This is a genomic window from Mesorhizobium sp. M1A.F.Ca.IN.022.07.1.1 (assembly GCF_003997575.1).
In the GTDB taxonomy this organism is placed as follows: Bacteria; Pseudomonadota; Alphaproteobacteria; order Rhizobiales; family Rhizobiaceae; genus Mesorhizobium.
Genome location: NZ_RZST01000034.1, coordinates 1 through 19,530 on the forward strand (window position 1 = coordinate 1; position 19,530 = coordinate 19,530).

General features: G+C 65.2%; 22 protein-coding genes. 8 read left to right on the forward strand and 14 right to left on the reverse strand.

The window, feature by feature from the left end; genetic code table 11:
• Positions 1-543: response regulator transcription factor (locus tag EOA75_RS06675; protein WP_164747296.1), on the reverse strand; the 543-nt coding region annotated here is incomplete at its 3' end.
• A gap of 146 nt (positions 544-689) precedes the next feature.
• Between EOA75_RS06675 and EOA75_RS06680 the strand changes: the two genes are divergently transcribed.
• Entirely contained in the window at positions 690-1,223 is a 534-nt protein-coding gene (locus tag EOA75_RS06680) for a L,D-transpeptidase (protein WP_245466583.1), read from the forward strand.
• A gap of 83 nt (positions 1,224-1,306) precedes the next feature.
• Here the strand turns inward: EOA75_RS06680 and EOA75_RS06685 are convergent, their stop codons facing one another.
• Positions 1,307-1,564, reverse strand: a complete 258-nt coding sequence (locus tag EOA75_RS06685; protein ID WP_067322976.1) for a DUF1127 domain-containing protein — start codon at positions 1,562-1,564, stop codon at positions 1,307-1,309.
• Between the two features lie 131 nt (positions 1,565-1,695).
• On the opposite strand from EOA75_RS06685, the gene gcvA reads away from it, so the two are divergent.
• A complete protein-coding gene (gcvA, locus tag EOA75_RS06690; RefSeq protein WP_127323909.1) occupies positions 1,696-2,622 on the forward strand; it encodes a transcriptional regulator GcvA in 927 nt (308 codons plus the stop codon).
• Between the two features lie 72 nt (positions 2,623-2,694).
• On the opposite strand, the gene EOA75_RS06695 is transcribed toward gcvA, so the two are convergent.
• The 6 genes from EOA75_RS06695 to tsaD all read right to left on the reverse strand — a co-directional run bounded on the left by EOA75_RS06695 (position 2,695) and on the right by tsaD (position 6,788).
• Entirely contained in the window at positions 2,695-3,120 is a 426-nt protein-coding gene (locus EOA75_RS06695; RefSeq protein WP_127323910.1) for a DUF1761 domain-containing protein, read from the reverse strand.
• A 50-nt stretch (positions 3,121-3,170) separates the two neighbouring features.
• The gene (locus tag EOA75_RS06700) at positions 3,171-3,842 is read right to left on the reverse strand and encodes a methyltransferase (protein WP_127323911.1); all 672 of its coding nucleotides are present in this window, start codon (positions 3,840-3,842) and stop codon (positions 3,171-3,173) included.
• Positions 3,839-4,264 (reverse strand): EVE domain-containing protein, encoded by a 426-nt coding sequence (locus EOA75_RS06705; protein ID WP_067322984.1) that lies wholly within the window; start codon positions 4,262-4,264, stop codon positions 3,839-3,841. Before EOA75_RS06705 ends, EOA75_RS06700 begins: the two co-directional genes overlap by 4 nt.
• A gap of 102 nt (positions 4,265-4,366) precedes the next feature.
• Positions 4,367-4,663, reverse strand: coding sequence for a YciI-like protein (locus EOA75_RS06710; protein WP_066998315.1), 297 nt, complete (start codon positions 4,661-4,663; stop codon positions 4,367-4,369).
• A 17-nt stretch (positions 4,664-4,680) separates the two neighbouring features.
• Positions 4,681-5,706 carry an NAD(P)H-dependent glycerol-3-phosphate dehydrogenase gene (locus EOA75_RS06715; RefSeq protein WP_067322986.1) on the reverse strand — a complete coding sequence of 342 codons (1,026 nt, stop codon included), beginning with the start codon at positions 5,704-5,706 and terminating at the stop codon, positions 4,681-4,683.
• Positions 5,703-6,788 carry a tRNA (adenosine(37)-N6)-threonylcarbamoyltransferase complex transferase subunit TsaD gene (gene tsaD, locus EOA75_RS06720; protein WP_197507464.1) on the reverse strand — a complete coding sequence of 362 codons (1,086 nt, stop codon included), beginning with the start codon at positions 6,786-6,788 and terminating at the stop codon, positions 5,703-5,705. Before tsaD ends, EOA75_RS06715 begins: the two co-directional genes overlap by 4 nt.
• Positions 6,789-7,015: 227 nt before the next feature.
• On the opposite strand from tsaD, the gene hemC reads away from it, so the two are divergent.
• The 6 genes from hemC (at position 7,016) to EOA75_RS06750 (ending at position 13,064) form a co-directional block, all read left to right on the forward strand.
• Entirely contained in the window at positions 7,016-7,942 is a 927-nt protein-coding gene (gene hemC, locus EOA75_RS06725; protein WP_067322989.1) for a hydroxymethylbilane synthase, read from the forward strand.
• Position 7,943: 1 nt separating this feature from the next.
• On the forward strand, positions 7,944-8,657 hold the full coding sequence (locus tag EOA75_RS06730) for a uroporphyrinogen-III synthase (RefSeq protein ID WP_067322993.1): 714 nt from the start codon (positions 7,944-7,946) through the stop codon (positions 8,655-8,657).
• A 105-nt stretch (positions 8,658-8,762) separates the two neighbouring features.
• Positions 8,763-10,235 (forward strand): mitofilin family membrane protein, encoded by a 1,473-nt coding sequence (locus EOA75_RS06735; RefSeq protein WP_067322997.1) that lies wholly within the window; start codon positions 8,763-8,765, stop codon positions 10,233-10,235.
• A gap of 10 nt (positions 10,236-10,245) precedes the next feature.
• Positions 10,246-11,817, forward strand: a complete 1,572-nt coding sequence (locus tag EOA75_RS06740) for a heme biosynthesis protein HemY (RefSeq protein ID WP_067323000.1) — start codon at positions 10,246-10,248, stop codon at positions 11,815-11,817.
• 32 nt (positions 11,818-11,849) lie between these two features.
• A complete protein-coding gene (locus EOA75_RS06745; protein WP_066998287.1) occupies positions 11,850-12,329 on the forward strand; it encodes a TerB family tellurite resistance protein in 480 nt (159 codons plus the stop codon).
• Between the two features lie 18 nt (positions 12,330-12,347).
• A complete protein-coding gene (locus EOA75_RS06750) occupies positions 12,348-13,064 on the forward strand; it encodes a glutamine amidotransferase (protein ID WP_127323912.1) in 717 nt (238 codons plus the stop codon).
• 70 nt (positions 13,065-13,134) lie between these two features.
• Here EOA75_RS06750 and EOA75_RS06755 read toward each other — a convergent pair whose 3' ends face one another.
• The 6 genes from EOA75_RS06755 to gnd all read right to left on the reverse strand — a co-directional run bounded on the left by EOA75_RS06755 (position 13,135) and on the right by gnd (position 19,518).
• Positions 13,135-14,373 carry an MFS transporter gene (locus EOA75_RS06755; protein WP_066998282.1) on the reverse strand — a complete coding sequence of 413 codons (1,239 nt, stop codon included), beginning with the start codon at positions 14,371-14,373 and terminating at the stop codon, positions 13,135-13,137.
• Positions 14,374-14,530: 157 nt separating this feature from the next.
• Complete coding sequence (locus tag EOA75_RS06760) at positions 14,531-15,631, reverse strand: pyridoxal phosphate-dependent aminotransferase (protein ID WP_127323913.1); 1,101 nt, start codon at positions 15,629-15,631, stop codon at positions 14,531-14,533.
• A 110-nt stretch (positions 15,632-15,741) separates the two neighbouring features.
• Positions 15,742-16,206, reverse strand: coding sequence for a MucR family transcriptional regulator (locus EOA75_RS06765; protein WP_067323014.1), 465 nt, complete (start codon positions 16,204-16,206; stop codon positions 15,742-15,744).
• Positions 16,207-16,396: 190 nt separating this feature from the next.
• Positions 16,397-17,101 (reverse strand): ROK family protein, encoded by a 705-nt coding sequence (locus EOA75_RS06770; RefSeq protein WP_095826255.1) that lies wholly within the window; start codon positions 17,099-17,101, stop codon positions 16,397-16,399.
• A 16-nt stretch (positions 17,102-17,117) separates the two neighbouring features.
• On the reverse strand, positions 17,118-18,494 hold the full coding sequence (gene zwf, locus EOA75_RS06775) for a glucose-6-phosphate dehydrogenase (RefSeq protein WP_127323914.1): 1,377 nt from the start codon (positions 18,492-18,494) through the stop codon (positions 17,118-17,120).
• A gap of 16 nt (positions 18,495-18,510) precedes the next feature.
• Positions 18,511-19,518 (reverse strand): phosphogluconate dehydrogenase (NAD(+)-dependent, decarboxylating), encoded by a 1,008-nt coding sequence (gnd, locus tag EOA75_RS06780; protein WP_095779804.1) that lies wholly within the window; start codon positions 19,516-19,518, stop codon positions 18,511-18,513.
• Between the last annotated feature and the right edge of the window lie 12 nt (positions 19,519-19,530).

The following is a 19,530-nucleotide window of genomic DNA, read 5'->3' on the forward strand; positions in this document are numbered from 1 at the left end:
TTCCAAGAGCACGTCGCGCGTTACCACCTTCTGGTCGGCGCGATAGAGATATTTGATGATCGAGGCTTCCTTTTCGGTCAGCCGCACCTTGGCGCCGCGCGGATCGATCAAAAGCTTCTGGCTGGGCTTGAAGGTGTAGGGGCCGACCGAGAAGGTGGCGTCCTCGCTCTGCTCGTGCTGGCGCAACTGCGCACGGATGCGCGCCAAGAGCACCGCGAAGCGGAAAGGCTTGGTGACGTAATCGTTGGCGCCGGCCTCGAGCCCCAGAATGGTGTCGGAATCGGTGTCGTGGCCGGTCAGCATGATGATCGGGGCCTTATAGCCGCCCTTGCGCAGGATCTTCACCGCCTCGCGACCGTCCATGTCTGGCAGGCCGACGTCCATGATGAGCAGATCGACAAGGCCGCCGCGCGCCGTGGCGACGCCTTTTGCGGCAGTGGCTTCCTGCTGGACGTCGAATTCCTCGTAAAGCGCCAGTTGCTCGACGAGGGTGGCTCGCAGGTCGTCGTCGTCGTCAACGATCAGAATGGTGCGTGATGTCATGATCAATCCGTTGTTTTAAAAAGAATATTCAGTTGACCTCCCCCCATTTATGCGGAAGCTCACCGGCGCAACAGTCGTTCACAGTGATTTGTTCCGTGAGACAATCATACAAGAAAAAACGCGCGCGCAATGCGGCAGGCGAATTTTTGCCGAAGGGGCTGCATGTCCTGGTTGTGCGTGCGAGGCCCGGCAACCCTGCGCAGGGATTGCTGCAAGCCGGCCAAACGGTGTTTCCCTGCGCCCTCGGGCGCGGCGGCATTTCCGCCAGCAAGCGTGAGGGCGACGGCGCGACGCCACTGGCTGCGATGCGGATATTGTCAGGCTATTTCCGCAACGACCAGTTTCCCGGCGGCCGCCGGACGGGGCTGGCGATGGCGCCGATCGGCCCGGATCTCGGCTGGTGCGAGGTGCCGGACGACCGCAACTACAATCGGCCGGTGAAGATCCCTTACGGCGCCAGCCATGAACGGATGCGGCGCGCCGACCGGCTCTACGATGTGTGCCTGGTGCTGGACTGGAACATCGTGCCGCGCCGGCGCGGGTGCGGCAGCGCGATCTTCTTCCATCTGGCGCGTCCCGGCTTCACGCCGACGCAAGGCTGCGTCGCGGTGACGGCGCGCACCATGGCGAGGCTGCTGCCGCTGCTGTCGGACCGGACGGTGGTGAAGGTGGTGAGGTAGGGAGTAGGGGGTAGGGGAGTAGGATATGTCACGGAGGACGCACGGCCACCGAAGCGAGATTCTCTGCCTACTCCCCTATTCCCTCAGTGCCGCTTAGGCTGCTGCCAGCCGGTATCCAGCAATCCGATCCGGCCAAGGTCCCGGTTCATCGCCTTTGCGACGTCCCTGCGCTCGACGCCGATGTCGCGCAGCTGGCGGTCGGAGAGATCCTCGACGGATTCGTCGGGAAGCCGAGCGGCGACCCGGGCCTGGCGCAGCCACTCCAATGCCGAACGCAGCCAAAGCGTGATGCCGGAGTTGGATTTCGGAGCGGCGTGGGACTTCAGGACGATCTCGGTCATGGCGCTATCCGTGTTCTCCGGATATCAAATCCGGTTTGATGGTTTATCGATGCAGCCATCTTGCCGGATTGAAAAACAAACGGGAAACGAGTAGTTCTTGTCCGATTATCAAGTTTTTTTTGGAGATAGGGATGGCCCGCTTGCTGCCCGGAACGCGTGCGTTGAGGACGTTCGAGGCAGCGGCGAGGCACCTCAATTTTACCCGTGCCGCGGACGAGCTTGGCCTGACGCCGGCGGCCGTCAGCCACCAGATCAAGGAAATAGAGGATCAGCTCGACCTCGTGCTGTTCACGCGCACCAGCCGCACCATGCGGCTGACCGAAGCGGGAAACGTTCTGTTCGAAGCCTCGGTCGATGCGCTCGACCTGCTTGGCCGCGCCGTTACCCGCGCGCGCAAGATGGCGAGAGGCACGGCGCTGCTGAAAGTGACGCTCGACGCGCAGTTCGCAACCAAGTGGCTGATGCGGCGCGTCGACGGTTTCCGCCGGCAAAAGCCGGGCGTCGAGTTGCGCTTCGACATTACCTATGAAGTCAGGGATTTCGAGCGGGACGATGTCGATATCGGCATTCGTTTCGGTACCGGTAAATATCCCGGGCTCTGCGCGCACCGGCTGTTCGAGAACATCATCATCCCCGTCTGCAGCCCGGCGCTGCTCGCCTCAGGCCCGCCGCTGAAGGAGCCGCGCGATCTCTTCCACCATACGCTCGCGCATATCGAATGGTCTCGGCAGGGCGTCACTTGGCCGAACTGGAGCATGTGGATGCACGCGGCAGGGGTCGAAGATTTCGACGACAGCCGCACCCTTGTCTTCGGGTCCTCGACCGATGCCGCGCAGGCGGCGCTCGACGGCAATGCGGTGGCGCTTGCCGACTTCGCCATGGTGGCCAACGACCTTTCGCAAGGGCGGCTGATCCGGCCCTTCGAACTCGGCATCAAGGTCGCGCGGGAGTTCGCCTATTTCCTGGTTTATCCGGAAGCGATGAAGGACGACGCGCGCATCGTCGCCTTCCGCGAATGGCTTCTCGGCGAAGTCACGAAAGACGCAGACGCGGGTTAGCGACGCTCCGGACCGCTCTCTCTGTTTATCGGGCGCAATTCCGACGGAACCGTTTCACTTCCTGGAATTGCTCTAGCCTGCCGGCGCGGCCGGCGCGCCGAACCAACCGATCACGGCGCCGATGATGAGCAGCACGCCGAGCCAATGGCCGGCATCGATCAGCGTGAGGTCCCAGCCAAAGCCCTGATAGCGGTGGTTGACCGACAACGTGGTGGCGACGAAGCCAAACCAGAGCACAAAGCCGAAGATCACGCCGGCGAGCGGGTTGGGCTCGCCGCCGGTCATCGCGCCGACCACCAGCGTCATGACCAGCGCCATGACGAGCTCGGCGACGAAGCTGACGATGAACGGAACGGCCGAGCGCTTCATCGTCGCCGGATCGAGCTTTGCCGCCTTCAGCCAGGGCTTGCTCAGGCCCATGTACCAGGCGGCACCGAACAGCCACGCCATGACGGCCGCGGCGATCACCGCCAGCCAGTTCACCGTTGAGAATTCCATAGAATCCGCTCCCGAAAGATGAGCGATGGAATCCCTGTTCGCCGGCTGCGTCAAGCCGAAGCGGCGGAAACCCATCGCCACACGGTCGTGCGCTTGACCTCGGCATCCTCCAGCACGCGCGTCACCGGCACCTGGTAGACGGCGAGCGATTGCAGTCCGGTCTTCGGCAGATAGGCGCGCCCGGGATCGCCGACGAGGATGTCGGCGCCGCGCGCCTTGAGGCTCGTGAACCACGGCGTCAGCCTCTCCGCCAAAGGCTTGTCGTAGAAGACATCGCCGGCCAAGACGACGTCCCAGCCGTCATCGGTGCCGATGGAGTCCGCATCCAGGAAATCGGCCTTCACGCCATTGGCTTCCAGGTTGAGGGCGATGACCGTCGCGCAAAAGGGATCGATATCGGCCGCGGTCACTTCAGCCGCGCCGGCTTTCAAGGCAGCGATGGCGACCATGCCGGAGCCGGAAGCGAAGTCGAGCACGCGTTTGCCCTGCACCGTCGCCGGATGGTCGAGCACATAGCGGGCAAGGCCCTGGCCGCCGGCCCAGGCGAAAGCCCAGAAGGGCGGCGGCAGGCCGATCTCGGCCAGCTCCTCCTCGGTGCGCAGCCAGAAGTCGTGCGCCTCGTCAGCCAGGTGCAGCAGCACTTCCGGCACGTGCGGCGGCGCCATCAGCGCCGTATTGTCGAGGATGAATGTCCTTGCGTTTTTGGGGGTGAGCCTGGTCACGGCGCCGGGTCGAGGCCGGCCATGCGGCAGACTTCTTTCCACTCTGCCGGCGTCACCGGCTGCACGGAAAGCCGGCCAAGCCGCACCAGCGCCATGTCGGCCAGCTTCGGATTGGCCTTGACCTGTTCCAGCGTCACCGGCTTCGGCACGTCCTTGCAGGCGCGGATGTCGACGCATTCCCAGCGTGGGTCGTCGGTGGTGGTGTCGGGGTGGGCAAGCGCGCAAACCTCGGCGATGCCGACGATATCGAGGCCTTCATTGGAATGGTAGAAAAAGCCGAGGTCGCCGATCTGCATGGCTTTCATGTTGTTGCGCGCAGCGTAGTTGCGCACGCCGTCCCACTGCGTGCCGGCCTTGCCCTTCGCCTTCAGCGCCTCGAAGGAAAAGACCGAGGGTTCGGACTTGAACAGCCAGTAGTTCATCTCAGTTGTCCCCTTGCCATTGTCGGTTCGCCACGATTGAAGCGTTGGCGCTCTTCCTTATCCTTTCCCCGTACTCGCGGGGAGCGGGAGCGCCGCGACCGGTCACGCGGCGGCAGGCTTCTGGAAGACCCAGTTCCATGGACGGATTTCGACGCTTTCGAACAGGCCGGCCTTGGCATAAGGGTCGGCGGCCGCCAGGGCTTGCGCGCCGGCCATGTCGGGCGCCTCGATCATCACCAGGCTTCCGTCAGGCTTGCCGGCAGCGTCGAGGAAGGGACCTGCAAAAGCAAGTCTTCCTTCGCTGATCAGGCCTTCCAGGAACGCCGCATGCGCCGGCCTCGTGTCGGCGCGCAGCTGCAAGCTGCCGGGCTTGTCCTTGCAAATCAACGCAAACAGCATGTTTCAACTCCGAGGCTTCAAATGTCGGTTTCGGTTTTGAGCGGCCGCGTCATCAGCGCCGTCACAGCCTGGCCGATGGTCACCTTGCCATCGAGGATGGCGGCGACCGCGGCAATGATCGGCGCCTCGATGCCGCGCTCGGCGGCGATGCGGGCGGCAATGGCGGCCGTCGGCACACCCTCGGCGAGCGGCAGGCCGGTGAGCTCCTTGCCTTGGCCGAGCGCCAGGCCATAGGCGAAGTTGCGCGACTGCGCCGAGGAACAGGTGAGCAGCAGGTCGCCGAGGCCGGAGAGCCCCATCAGCGTCTCCGGCCTGGCGCCGAAGGCGGCGCCGATGCGGCGCAGCTCGACGAAGCCGCGCGTCACCATGGCGGCCTGGGCGCTGGCGCCAAGCTTGGCTCCGGTGACGGCGCCGGCAGCAATGGCGAAGACGTTCTTCAGCGCGCCGCCGATCTCGACGCCGATGAGATCGTCGCTGGAATAGCAGCGCAGGTTCTCGGCCGAGAAGCGGGCGGCGAGATCGGCCGCCAGTTCTCCGTCGCGGCCGGCCACCACCACGGCCGTCGGCAGGCCGCGCGCGACATCGCTGGCGAAGCTCGGGCCGGAAAGTGCCGCGACCGGGTTGTCGGGCAGGTTTTCCTCGACGATCGAGGACAGCAGCGCCCCGGTGTCTCGCTCGATGCCCTTGGCGCAGAGGACCAGCGGCACGCCGGATGGCACATGGCCGGCGGCAGCGGCCAGAACCGCGCGCAGCGATTGCGCCGGCGTTACCGCCAGCACGCAATTCGCACCGTCGAGCGCAGCAGCGATATCGCTGGTGGCGACGATGCCGGGCTCGATCGCGATGCCGGGCAGATAGTGCGGGTTTTCGCCACGGTCGATCGCGGCGACGGTGTCGGGATCGCGGGCATAGAGGCGGACAAAATGGCCGGCGCGCAGCATGGCGAGCGCCAGCGCCGTGCCCCAGGCGCCGCCGCCAAGCACCGCTACGCGCCAACCGCTGGGCGCCTTGGCCTGTGCGCCGTTCGTGACCGCGTCAGTCATGCCTTTGCCCCGCGACGGCCCGAGCCGACCAAGGGAGCCGAAACACTGTCCAGCGGCCAGCGCGAGCGCGGCACGAAGTCGGCGGCGCTAGCGTCGACCATCCCGGCGCGCAGCCGCTCGATGCCGGCCCAGGCGATCATCGCGGCATTGTCGGTGCAAAGCTTTTGCGGCGGCGCGACGAATGCGAAGCCGGCCTTGGAACAGCGCGCCTCCAACGTCGCCTTGATCGTGCGGTTGGCGGCGACGCCGCCGGCGACGACCAGCGCCGGCTTTGCCGTGTCGGGAAATTCCCTGCGGAAACGGGCGAGCGCCCGCGCGACACGGTCGCCCAGCGCATCGGCCACCGCAGCCTGGAAGGAGGCGCAGATGTCGGCGACGTCCTGGTCGCTGAGCGGCGCGATTGCCGTTGCCGCCTGGCGCACAGCCGTCTTCAGGCCGGAGAAGGAGAAATCCGGCTGCGCCGACCCTTTCATCGGACGCGGGAGGGCAAAGCGGCTCGCATCGCCGCCGGCCGCTGTCTTTTCTACGTTGGGCCCGCCCGGATAGGGCAGGCCAAGCATCTTGGCCGTCTTGTCGAAAGCCTCGCCCAGCGCATCGTCGATGGTCGTTGCCCAGCGCTGGTAGTCGCCGACGCCGCGCACCGCGACGATCTGGGTGTGGCCGCCGGAGACCAGCAAGAGCAGATAGGGAAAGTCGAGCCCCTCGTTCAGCCGGGCAGTCAGCGCGTGACCTTCGAGGTGGTTGATGGCGATCAGCGGCTTGTTCGCGGCGGCGGCGATCGCCTTGGCGGTCATCAGACCAACGATCAGCCCGCCGACCAGCCCCGGCCCGGCAGTCGCGGCGACGGCGTCGACCTCATCGAGCGATACGGCCGAATCGGTCAGCGCTGCCTCGACGATCCCATCCAGCGCCTCGACATGGGCGCGCGCGGCAATCTCGGGCACGACGCCGCCGAAGGCGGCATGCTCCTCGATCTGGCTCAAGACGACATTGGAGAGGATTTCGGGCGCGGAGTCGCCGTCCAGCGCCACCACGCTGGCGGCCGTCTCATCGCAGCTTGTCTCAATGCCCAGAACGCGGATCAATTCGTCGCTGTCCTCGAAGATTGTGTCTCCGACCTTTCCTATATAGGAGGTCTGTCGATAGTAGGTGATGCCGGCCTGCAAATGGCGGTTTTCTGCGCTTCCGGCGCTCGCGTACCCAAAAGTACGCGCCGCTCCGGTTCTCGAAATCCGCCATTTTCGGCTCGGCCTGACCTGAATCTCGGCAGGCCTCGAAATCGCTTGGGGGTTATCACGGACCGCGCGCCATGCAAACAACCTTGAAAATCGGAACACGCGGCAGCCCGCTGGCGCTCGCCCAGGCGCATGAAACGCGGGCGCGGCTTATGCAGGCGCATGGCCTGCCCGAGCAGGCCTTCGAAATTGTGCCGATCTCGACCAGCGGCGACCGCATTCAGGACCGGCCGTTGTCGGAAGCGGGCGGCAAAGGCCTGTTCACCAAGGAGATCGAGGAAGCGCTGCTCGATCGCCGCATCGATATCGCCGTGCATTCCTCGAAGGACATGCCGACGGTGCTGCCCAACGGGCTGGAGCTTTCCGTCTTCCTGCCGCGCGAGGACGCGCGCGACGCCTTCATCGGCAAGACCGCGAAGCGGATCGCCGATCTGCCGCATGGCGCCACGATCGGCTCGTCGTCGCTCCGGCGCCAGGCGCTGCTCCGCCGGATGCGGCCGGACCTCAATGTGGTGATGTTCCGCGGCAATGTGCAGACCAGACTGCGCAAGCTGGATGAGGGCGTGGCCGAAGGCACCATCCTCGCCTATGCCGGGCTGAAGCGGCTCGGGCTCGAGAGCGTGATCACCGATCTGATGCCGCTGGATGTCTTTCCGCCGGCGCCGGGGCAGGGGGCGATCGGCATCGAAAGCCGCATCGGCGACGGCGCGGTCGACAATATGTTGGCGGCTATTCACGACATGCCGACCGGCCAGGCGCTGGCTTGTGAGCGCGCCTTTCTTGCTGCGCTCGACGGCTCCTGCCGCACGCCGATCGCCGGCCATGCGATCGTCTCGGACGAAAACCTGTCTTTCGCCGGGCTGATCATCTCGCCCGACGGCACCGAGTCGCATGAGGTCAGATTGAACGGCCCGGCCCGGGACGCGGCGAATATCGGCGCGGAAGCCGCGCGGGCCGTTCGCGCCAAGGCCGGCGCAAAATTCTTCGACGGCTGGGCCTGACATGGTCCGCGTCCTGGTGACGAGGCCGGAACCGGGCGCCTCCCGCACGGCCCGGCGGCTTCTGGCCCAGGGGTTCCAGCCCGTCCTGCTGCCACTGACGGAAACAGTGGCGTTGCCGGTCGAGGCAAGCGTCCTTCCCGCTGCTGCCGCGGTTGCCGTCACCAGCGCCAATGCGGTGCGCTATGCGCCCAAGGAACTGGTCGCCGCGCTTGCCGCCCTGCCTTGCCATGCGGTCGGGACAAGGACGGCGGAAGCCTGCCGTGCGGCTGGATTTACGTCCGTCTTTGAAGGCCCAGGCGATGCCGAAGCACTGGCCGGCCAGATAACCGCCGAACTTACGGGCAAGGAGATGGTTTATCTTTGTGGCCGGGTGCGCTTTCCGGTGTTCGAAGAACGGCTGGCGGCAGCCCGGGTGCGTGTCCGGCCTGTCGAGACCTACGACACCATCGAATTCGATTATGGCGACGATGCCGTCGTTGCCCGATTGTCGGGCACGCCGGTCGAGGCAGTGCTGCTCTATTCGGCCAAGGCGGCACCCATGATGATTGGCCTGGCCATGCGCCCAGCACTGCGGCATCTCTTTGAACGGGCGGAGTTTTTGGCCCTGTCCGTAAGAATCGCCAAAGAATTGGACGGGGTTGGCGGGCAAAAGGTTCGCATTGCCTCTCAACCCGACGAGGACGCGCTGTTCCAGCTTTTGTCGCTACCGGGCTGAGCCGCGTCATCACACCGCCCCTTTTCACCGCTTGGTGATGTGGTAGAGCATCCTTGAGCTGTAGACCCTTTGAACCATCCTCAAGCCAATTTGCGGAGCCCAAGCATGGTCAAGACGCCTAAGGTGCGACATTCGAAGAGCCGCCGCGAGCCGGTGACCATCGAACTCGAACCCGGCGCCGTCTCGCGAATCACCGACGAGGATGCCGACAATACCGATACCAACACGGAACGAACCGACGAGGCGAAGGCAGAGGAAGGGGCTGCTGCTTCGCAGCCGGAAGCTCCCGAAGAGCCGATCCATGCCGAACAGGCCGACATCGAGCCGTGGGAACACACCGACGCGGCGCGGGGCGGAGCTGACCAGGCTGGAACCAACAAGGATGGGGCGCAAGCATCCTATCCGGGCACGGATGAGGCTCCGAAGAGCGAACCAAAAAGCTTCGGCTACAGTTTCGAGGATGCGTCGGCAGCCAAGACCAGTTCTGCCGCCTCGGCGTCGAAGCCGAGCGAAACCCGAAGCGACGATCGCGACTTCCCGGCCGCCAGGCGCTCAGGCGTCAACATGATTGCTGCCGGCGTGATCGGCGGCGTTGTCGCGCTTGCCGGCGCCGGCCTTCTGCAAGCGGTAGGGCTGCTCGGTTCTCCGACTTCGGTCGGCGGGCCCTCGCCCGACGGCGTCACCGGCGAGATCGCTTCGCTGAGAAGCCAAATCGCGGCACTTAAGGAGGCGGCCGATACCGGCGCTTCGGCCAAGGTCGACGGCCTGTCCTCGGCGCTCGACCAGGTGAAGTCGGACCTCGCGGCGCTGAAATCCTCGCCCGGCCAGGGCGACGACGGCGCCGCGCTCAAGGCGCTCACCGACAAGGTCGGCCAGGTCGAGACGTCGGTCGCCGACCTGCAGAAGGCCGGAAATGCTGCACCGGTCGATGTCGCCCCGCTCAACGAGAAGCTCGCCGGGCTCGACGCGCTTGTGAAATCGGCGGGCGACGCGGCGAAGGCGGCGGACAGCCGGATCGCGGCGCTGGAACAGTCGGTGCAGCAGCTCTCCGGCAAGGTCGACGCGCAGGCCTCGCAGCCGAAGATCGCGTTGGCGATTGCCGCTTCGGCGCTAAAGGCGGCGCTCGATCGCGGTGCGCCGTTCGCGACCGAGCTCGACACGTTCGCCGCCATTGCGCCTGACTCGCCGGAGCTTGGCGTTCTGCGCGGCTATGCGGAAAAAGGCGTGCCCACGCGAGCCACCATCGCTTCCGAGGCCGAAGCCGCCGCCAACGCCATGATCGAAGCGGCAACGCCGGTCGACCAGAATGCCGGCTTCTTCCAAAGCCTGGTGTCGAGCGCGAAATCGCTGGTGCAGGTGCGGCCGGTCGGCGCCGTCGAAGGCAAGGGCGTGCCGGAAACGGTCGCGCGCATTGAAGTGGCAGTCAACCAGGGCGACTATGCCAAGGCGCTCGCCGAATACGATACCCTGCCCGATGCGTCGAAGGCGGCCGGCGCCGACTTCGCCAGCAAACTGAAGGCGCGGCTCGAAGTCGAAAAGCAGATCGAAGCGCTGATTGCCGGCGCGACCAAGGCATGAGGACCGTCAGATGATCCGCATCCTCGCCTTCCTCGCCGTCGTGTTCGCGCTGGGACTCGGCTTTGCCTGGCTGGCCGACCGCCCGGGCGAGATGATCGTCACCTTCAACGGTTACCAGTACCAGGTCACGCTGATGGTGGCGGCGGTGGCGATCGTCGCCGTGGTCGCAGCGGTGATGATCGTCTGGTGGCTGATCAAGTCGCTGTGGAACAGCCCTTATGCGATCTCGCGCTATTTCCGGGTGCGCCGCCGCGACCGCGGCTACCAGGCGCTGTCGACGGGGATGATCGCGGCCGGCGCCGGCGACGGCGCGCTGGCGCGCAAGAAGACCAAGGAGGCCGCCAAGTTGATCAGTTCCGACCAGGAGCCGCTGATCAACCTGCTCGATGCGCAGGCCTCGCTGCTCGAAGGCGATCATGAAGGCGCGCGGGAAAAGTTCGAGCGCATGCTCGATGATCCGGAGATGCGGCTGCTCGGCCTGCGCGGGCTCTATCTCGAAGCTGAGCGACTGGGCGACCGCAACGCCGCGCGCCACTATGCCGGTCGTGCCGCAGCCGTGGCACCGCAGCTTGCCTGGGCGGCGGAATCGACGCTTGAAGAGCTGACCGAGCGCGGCGACTGGGACGGCGCGTTGAAGCTGGTCGAGGCGCAGAAATCGACAAGGCAAATCGAACGCGATGCCGCCAACCGCCGCCGCGCCGTGCTGCTCACTGCCAAGGCGCAGGCGCTGGTCGACAGCGATCCGAACGCTGCCCGGACCGCGGCCCTCGAAGCCAACAAGCTGGCGCCCGGTTTCGCGCCGGCCGCGGTGATCGCGGCCAACCTGCTGATTAAGCACAACGATGTGCGCAAGGGTTCCAAAATCCTGGAGACCGCTTGGCGGGCCGAACCGCATCCGGATATTGCCGAGCTCTACATCCATGCGAGGCCGGGCGATGCCGTGCTCGATCGCCTCAACCGGGCGAAAAAGCTGCAGGAATTGAAGAAGAACCATGCCGAATCGTCGATGGCCGTGGCACGCGCCGCGCTCGACGCGCAGGATTTCGCCACCGCCAGGCGCGAGGCGGAATCCGCCATCCGCATTGATCGCCGCGAAGGCGCCTATCTGTTGCTGGCCGACATCGAGGAGGCCGAAAGCGGCGACCAGGGCAAGGTGCGGCAGCTGCTGTCCAAGGCTGTGCGCGCGCCGCGCGATCCGGCCTGGGTGGCGGACGGTGTCGTCTCGGAGCGCTGGGCGCCGGTATCGCCGATCACCGGCAAGCTCGACGCGTTCACTTGGCGCGCGCCGATGGAGCGGCTCGGGCAACTAATCGACAGCGAGGTTGAGGAGGCGGTTCCCGCGATCGCTGCATCGGCGCCCGCTTTGCCGGCTGACGAGAGAGCGATCGACCTTGAGCCCGATAGTTCGGCCGAGAAGGCGGCCGCCGAGGCGCCGAACGGCATCGAGAGGGAAACCGAGGTCGCCGCCGCCGATGACATGGTGGTCGAGCAGGCGCCGGAGTTGCCGCGCTTGCCGGATGATCCCGGCGTCACGCCGGAAGACGAGGCGGAAAAATCGCCGCGCCGGTTTCGTTTGTTTTGAGGCTCGGCTTGGCGGACAGGGAAAAAGCATCGATGTTCGAACGCGTATTGTCCTTCCTGAGGGATTTGCCTGCTGCGGGCGCGAGCAAGCCAAGCGCGGACGATCCGCGCGTCGCGGCCTCGGCGCTGCTCTATCACGTGATGAACGCCGACGGCGTGCGCCAGGATATCGAGTGGGAGCGCTTCAAGGAGATCCTGGCCGAGACCTATTCGATCAGCGGCGACGAGCTCGACGCGCTGGCCGCCGCCGGCGAGCGTGCCGATAACGAGGCGATCGACCTCTATGCCTTCACCAGCGTGCTCAAGCGCCATCTGGATGCCGAGGCGCGCAAGGCCTTCATCGGCCTGATGTGGGAGATCGTCTACGCCGACGGCGAGCTGCACGAGCTCGAGGACAACACCGTCTGGCGCGTCGCCGAACTGATCGGTGTCGAGCGCCACGACCGCATCGAGGCGCGCCGCAAGGCGGCGGCCGAAGCGCCGGGCGCGCGGGGCACATCGAGCGACGAATAGCTGGACCTTTCTTCTTCCATGCCACCCAGACCCAGGCCGAGACCAAAAATCCTGGTCGTGCTGCATCAGGAGACTTCGAGCCCCGGCCGCGTCGGCCATATGCTTCTGGAAGAAGGTTTCGATCTCGACATTCGCCGGCCGCCGCTTGGCGAAGAGCTTCCCTGCACTTTGGACGGCCACGCCGGGGCGGTGATCTTCGGCGGGCCGATGAGCGCCAACGACCAGGACGAGTTCGTCCGGCGTGAGACCGAGTGGATCGAAATCCCGCTCAAGGAAAACCGGCCTTTTCTTGGGATCTGCCTCGGCGCGCAAATGCTCGCCAGGCATCTTGGCGGCAGGGTCGAGGGCCATGGCGAAGGACTGGTCGAGATCGGCTGGTATCCGCTGAAGGCGACCGACGCCGGCAAGAAACTGCTGCACTGGCCGGAGATGGTCTACCAGTTCCACCGCGAGGGCTTTTCCCTGCCGAAGGACGCGACGCTGCTCGCCACGGCCGAAACCTATCCCAACCAGGCTTTTCGTTATGGCGAGAATGCCTGGGGCATTCAGTTTCATGGCGAGCTGACCAGGGTGATGATGCAGCGCTGGGTGGTGCGAGGCGCGCATCGCTTCGAGCTGCCCGGCGCGCAGCCCGGCCGCGATCATCTCGGCGGCCGGCTGATCTGGGACATGCACCTCAAGCGCTGGCTCGGCGAATTTTTGAGCCTGATCTTCGGCAAGCCGGCCGTCGGATAGATTTTGCCGCAATTGCAGAGGGAAGCCGCTGCACTCTTCTAGTCCGGCCGTCAAGTTGCTGCGCCGGCAATTAGTTCCTGCTATTCAAATGCCGCACCTGCCGCAGCGCAGGGAACAACCAAGCCCAGATCCCGGCAACCGCGATGGCGCCGATGCCGCCGATCACCACCGCCGGCACGGTGCCGATCAGCGCCGCCATGGTGCCGGCGCGGAACTCGCCAACCTCGTTGGAAGCGCCGACGAAGACCTGGTTGACGGCGTTGACGCGGCCGCGCACCTCGTCCGGCGTCCAGAGCTGGATCAGCGTCTCGCGGATATAGACGCTGAACATGTCGGTGGCTCCGAGCATGGCGAGCGCCACGATCGACAGCCAGGTGATGGTCGAGACGCCGAACAGGACGGTGAAGGCGCCGAACAAGGCGACGAAACCGAGCATGATCTTGCCGGCATGGTCGCGGATCGGATGGCCGGCGAGCCAGACCGCCACGGCGATGGCGCCGATGCCAGGCGCCGAGCGCAGCAGGCCGAGGCCCCAGGGCCCAAGCTCCAGAATGTCGCGGGCATAGACCGGCAGCAGCGCCGAGGCGCCGGAGAGCAGCACCGCGAACAGGTCGAGCGAGATCGCGCCGAGCACGATCTTCTCGCCCCAGATGTAACGAAAGCCGGCAAACAGGGTCTGCATCGTCGGCTTGTCGGTGGCCGTCTGCTGCGCGGGCTTGGGGATGGTGAAGACGAGCAGCGCGGCGACAAGCATCAGGATCGCCGCAGTAGCGTAGGCGATCTCCGCCGAAAGGCCGTAGAGCAGGCCGCCGGCGACCGGGCCGACGATGGTTGCCGTCTGCCAGGCCGACGAATTCCAGGCAATGGCGTTGGCGAAATCCTGTGGCGGCACCAGATTGGCGACCAGCGAGGACGAGGCCGGCCCGTAGAAGGCGCGGGCGATGCCGAACATGGCGAGCACGACGAAGATCGGCAGCGGGCCGCCAAGGCCGCGCAGCGTCAGCAACAACAGAGTGAGCGCACAGCCGGCCTCGACGAACGACGCCAATGTCATGATCAGGCGGCGGCCGAAGCGGTCGGCGACGACGCCGGTGACAAGCACCAAGAGCAGCGACGGCAGGAACTGGACGATGCCGACGATGCCGAGGTCGAAGGGATTGCGCGTCAGGTCGTAGATCTGCCAGCCGACGGCGACGGAGACGATCTGGGTGGCGAAAGTGGTGAGGAAGCGCGCCGTCCAGTAGCTGAGATACGGCCGGTGCCGGAAGGCGGCGTAGCGCTGTTCAGGTGAAGTTGCTTCGGCGGTCATGATTCGAGGGCCCCGTTGTGACATCGGCCGGCGGGGCACTTCCACGGTGGGCGCTGTTCCGGCCGGAGACCCTTAGCCCAGTTCGCCTCGTCGCGCGCGCAAAAAATCGGCGCCGCATGAAGGATCTTCGGGATTGTCGTTCGCGGTGGAAAGAGGCTCAGTCTCCCAGCGCAGCGGAAATCGCTTGCAACCCGCCGCGCAATTCCGCCTCTTTCGGCCAGCCGAAGCCGATGCGGAAGAAGCGCTTCGGCATCTCGAACCAGTGGCCGGGGCCGACATAAGTGCCGTGTTCTTCCAGGAGCCGCAAGTAGAACCGGTCGAGGTCGAAATCCGCATCGACATTCAGCCGCGGGAAGCCGACCACACCGCCTTGCGGACGCACCCAGTCGACCAGCGGCTCGCCGTCGATCCAAGCCTGGACGATATCGCGGCGCTTGGCCATCTCCGGCAACAACGATGCAAGGAAGGCATCGCGCCGCTCGAGCATGAAGCGTGCGATCGCCTCGTCGATGACACTGCCGCAGATGCCGATCTGCTCCTTGGCGGCGAGGAAAGTCTCTTGCAGAGCGTGGTCCTTGCTGACCAGCCAGCCGATGCGGATGCCCGGAATGCCGAATGCTTTCGAAAGGGAACAGACGCTGATCGCGCTTGGACTGAGCGATGCCGCGGAGGGCAGGCGCTCGCCATAGGACAGATCGCGATAGGTTTCGTCGACCAGCAGCCGGCAGCGGCGGGTTTCGGCAAGCGCGACCAGCGCGTCGAGATCGGCGCCGGTCATCATCGTGCCGGTCGGGTTGTGCGGGCAGGTGACGCTGATCAGCCTGGTGTTCGGCCGCACCGCCGCCGCGACGCGCGCGGCATCCACGGCGAAGCCCTCGTCGAAGTCGAGATCGACATAGGTGATGGCGCAGCCGATCGCCTTGGGCGTCTCGATATTGGTGGCATAGTTCGGCCGCACGACGACGAGATGGTCATCGGCCGAAAGCAGCGAGGTAGCAATGATGAACAGCGCGCCGGCAGCGCCGGCTGTAACCAGCACGTCGTCCGGGGAGAGCCCTTTGTCCTGCCCGGCGATCAGCGCGCGCAATTCCTTGTCGCCGCGATGCTCGCCGTAGAACAAGGTGAGGTCGGGCAGCGAGAGGCCGATATCGGCAAGCTTCTGGTCGGCGATCGAGCTTTCGGAGAGATTGAAGCGGATCCGGTCGTAGCCGTATTCCTCCGGCGCTTCCTTCTCGATCACCATCCTCGCATAGTTCATGGCTCACCCGAACAGCATTCGCTTGTCTTATCCAAGCCAAAAGCAGGAAGCCTGCCAAGGCGGATTCCTTGGCAGGCTTCTTCAAACCGTTGGCACAGGGCCAAGATCGTTCAGGCGGGGGCCTTTACCTTCCTGGCCTTTGCCGGCTTCTCCGGCTCGGCTTCGGCCTTGCGGCCGAGGCCGATCGACTTGGCGAGCTCGGAGCGCGATGCCGCGTAGTTAGGCGCGACCATCGGGTAGTCTGCCGCCAGGCCCCATTTGGTCCGGTAGGCTTCCGGGCTCAGCCCGAAATGCACGCCGATATGACGCTTCAGCGATTTGAACTTCTTGCCGTCCTCGAGGCAGATGATGTAATCCGGCGTCACCGAGCGCCGGGGATTGACGGCAGGAACGGGCGGCGGTGCCGGCGGAGTCGGCGGCTGGTTCAGGGCGCCGATCGAGGAGGCGACACTGGCGATGAGCTCGCCCAGGCCCGAAGCAGGCAGCCGGTTCTTGGCGACATAGGCCGACACGATGTGGGCGGTGAGCTCGAGCAGGTCGACATCTTCCTTGGCTGCATTGGTTTCCTCGTCCACGTCAGTCCTCCTCTATGCCGCACGGCCACAAATCGGGATGTAAAATCAGCGCGCTGCCGCGCCCTTGGCGCGCCGAGGCAGGCGCATGTGCGGCAGGCCGGCGGATTCCTAGTCGGCAAACCTGCGCGGCGCAACGACAGGTCGTGCGACTACACGCTATTTTGAACGACTATACTGAAAAGTAAAAATATCAGACGATCAGCGCCTTATCGCGCCACAGTCGAAATCCGCCTTCGAAGGCACGTGTGTTGTCGCCGCGCCTGGATCTTTCAGGCAATTCATCGAGCTTGTCGACATTGCCGCCGCCGATGACCACATAGTCCGGCTGCAAGGCGGCGCGAAGCCTGTTTACGACATCGAAAACGTATCTGCGCCATTTTTTCTTGCCGTGCTTTTCCAGGCCGCGCTCGCCGACATAATCCTCGAAGCTGCCGCCCTTCTTGTAAGGAAGATGAGCAAGCTCCATCGGCTGCCCGACATTGTCGAGGATCATGGCGGCGCCCAGGCCGGTGCCGAGGCCGAGGAACAGCATACGGCCGCCGTCATAGCTGCCGATCGCCTGCAGGAGCGCGTCGTTGACGACTTTGACCGGCTTGCCGAAGGCGGCGGCGAAATCATAGCCGTTCCAGCCCTTGCCGAGATTAAAGGGATCGAGCGACGGCTTGTTGTCCCTGACCGGGCCCGGATAGCCCATCGAAATGACGTCGTAATCCAGGCCCTCGGCCAGCTTCTTCACCGAAGCCACCATCTGCTCAGGTGTCAAGCCCGGCCCGGACTCGGTGCGGCGCATCTCGCCGCCGGCGCTGGTGAGAATTTTCACACGCGATCCGCCGACGTCGATGGTGAGGACGACCTGCCCGTCCTTCGTCGAAGCCCGTTTTGCTGCTTTCGCCATCCCGTCCCCCGAGAAGCTATTTCGTCGGATTGATCCAGCCATTGGGGGGGCCGAAGCCGTTCATGGCGTCGGCCGGCCCCCAGGTCTTCGGCACGTAGATCGGAGGCGGCGTGGTGTCGCCAAGCACCGGTCCGACGATCCGCCACGCAAGCTCGGCCGCGTCCTGGCGCGTGAAGAGCTGGCCGTTGCCGTTCATCGCGTCGCCGATCAGCCGCTCATAGGGCGGCATATCGCCCTTGCTGTCGTCGAGCGCGGTCAGTTCCACCTGCTCGCCGATCATGTCGTCGCCGGCTACCTTGCGCTGGGCGCCGATCGAGATCGCGACCTGCGGATCGATACGGAAACGGACATAGTTGGCGTCGCCCGGCTTGATCGGATCGAAGACGTCGAGCGGCGGACGCTTCAGCCGCACGATCACTTCTGTCGCATGCACCGGCATGTTCTTGCCGGCGCGGATGAAGAAGGGCACGTCCTGCCAGCGCCAGGTGTCGACGAAGAAGCGTACGGCGGCGAAGGTCTCGACCGGCGAGTTCGGCCGCACGCCCGGTTCGGCCAGATAGCCGTCGAACTGGCCGCGCACGACATCGTCCTTGGTCAAGGTGCGGATGGCGCGCAGCACCTGCACCTTCTCGTCGATCAAATCGTCGGCAGAGCGGCCGACCGGCGGCTCCATGGCGAGCAACAGCAGGATGTTGAGCAGATGGTTCTCGATGACGTCGCGGATGCAGCCGACGTCGTCATAGAACTTGCCGCGGCCTTCGATGCCGAAATCCTCGGCCATGGTTATCTGCACGCTCTCGACGAAGTTGCGGTTCCAGATCGGCTCGAGGAAAGCGTTGGCGAAACGGAAATAGAGCAGGTTCTGGATTGCTTCCTTGCCGAGATAGTGGTCGATGCGGAAGATGTACTGTTCGTCGAACACCAGGTGCAACACGCGGTTCAGCCAGCGGGCCGACTGCAAATCGTGGCCGAAAGGCTTTTCGACCATCAATCTGGCGCCCCGCGCGGTGCCGGATTGTTCGAGGCCCTGGACGACGGTTTCGAACATGGTGGGCGGCACTGCCATGTAATGCAGCGGCCGCTGCGCCGAGCCGAGCGCCGTCTTCAATCTCTCGAATGTCACCGGGTCGCGATAGTCGCCGCTGACATAGCGCAGCAGCGAGGCGAGCTTGGCGAACACCGTGTCGTCGACGGCGCCCAGCGCATTGACGATGCCGTCGCGGGCACGGTCCACCAGCTTGCCAAGATCCCAAGGATCGAAAGAGACGCCGATCACCGGCTCGCTCAGCGTTCCCTTGGCGACCATGTGATAGAGCGCCGGAAATATCTTCTTGTGCGCAAGATCGCCGGTTGCCCCGAAAAGCACCAGCGTGTCGGACCTCTCCTGGCTCATCCCGTCACTCCCGCTCTCACGCCTTCGGCTTTTCGACATGGCCGCCGAAAGCGTAGCGCATGGCGGACAAGAGCTTGTCGGCGAAGGCGGATTCGCCTTGCGAGGAGAAGCGGTCGAACAGCGCCGAGGAGAGCACCGGCGCCGGAACGCCGGTGTCGATCGCGGCCTTCAAGGTCCAGCGGCCTTCGCCGGAATCGGAGACGCGGCCGCCGAACTGGGCGAGCGACGGATCGTTCTTCAGCGCGCCAGCGGTGAGATCGAGCAGCCAGGAGCCGATGACGCTGCCGTGGCGCCAGACTTCGGCCACGGCGGGCAGGTCGATGTCGAACTGATAGTATTGCGGGCTTTCGAGCGGGCTGGTTTCGGCGTCCGCCGTGCGGGCGCGCTTGCCGGCATTGGCCGATTTCAGGATGTTGATGCCCTCGGCGTAGGCGGCCATGACGCCGTATTCGATGCCGTTATGAACCATCTTGACGAAATGGCCGGCGCCGCTCGGCCCGCAATGCAGATAGCCGTAAGGCGCGGTTCCGGCGTCCTTCGGCGGATTGGAGCCCGGGTCGGCGCCCGGCGCCAGCGTGGCGAAGACCGAATCCAGGTGTTTCACGGCGTCGTCGGGGCCGCCGATCATCAGGCAGTAGCCGCGCTCCAGCCCCCAGACGCCGCCGCTGGTGCCGACATCGACGAAATTGATGCCCTTGGTCGCCAGCTTCGCCGCCTGGTCGACGGCATCGTGATAATAGGAATTGCCGCCGTCGATGATGATATCGCCCGGCTCCATCAGCGCCGCAACCTGGTCGACGATCCTGCCGGTGATCGCCGCCGGCAGCATCAGCCAGGCGCATCGCGGCTTGGCGAGCTTGGCGACGAACTCCTCCAGCGAGGCGGCGCCGATGGCGCCGTCCTTGACCATGCCGGCGACACTTGCCGAATTGATGTCGTAGACGACGCATTCGTGGCCGTCGCGCATCAGGCGGCGCACCATGTTGGCGCCCATCCTGCCCAGTCCCATCATTCCGATCTGCATGGTGTTATCCTA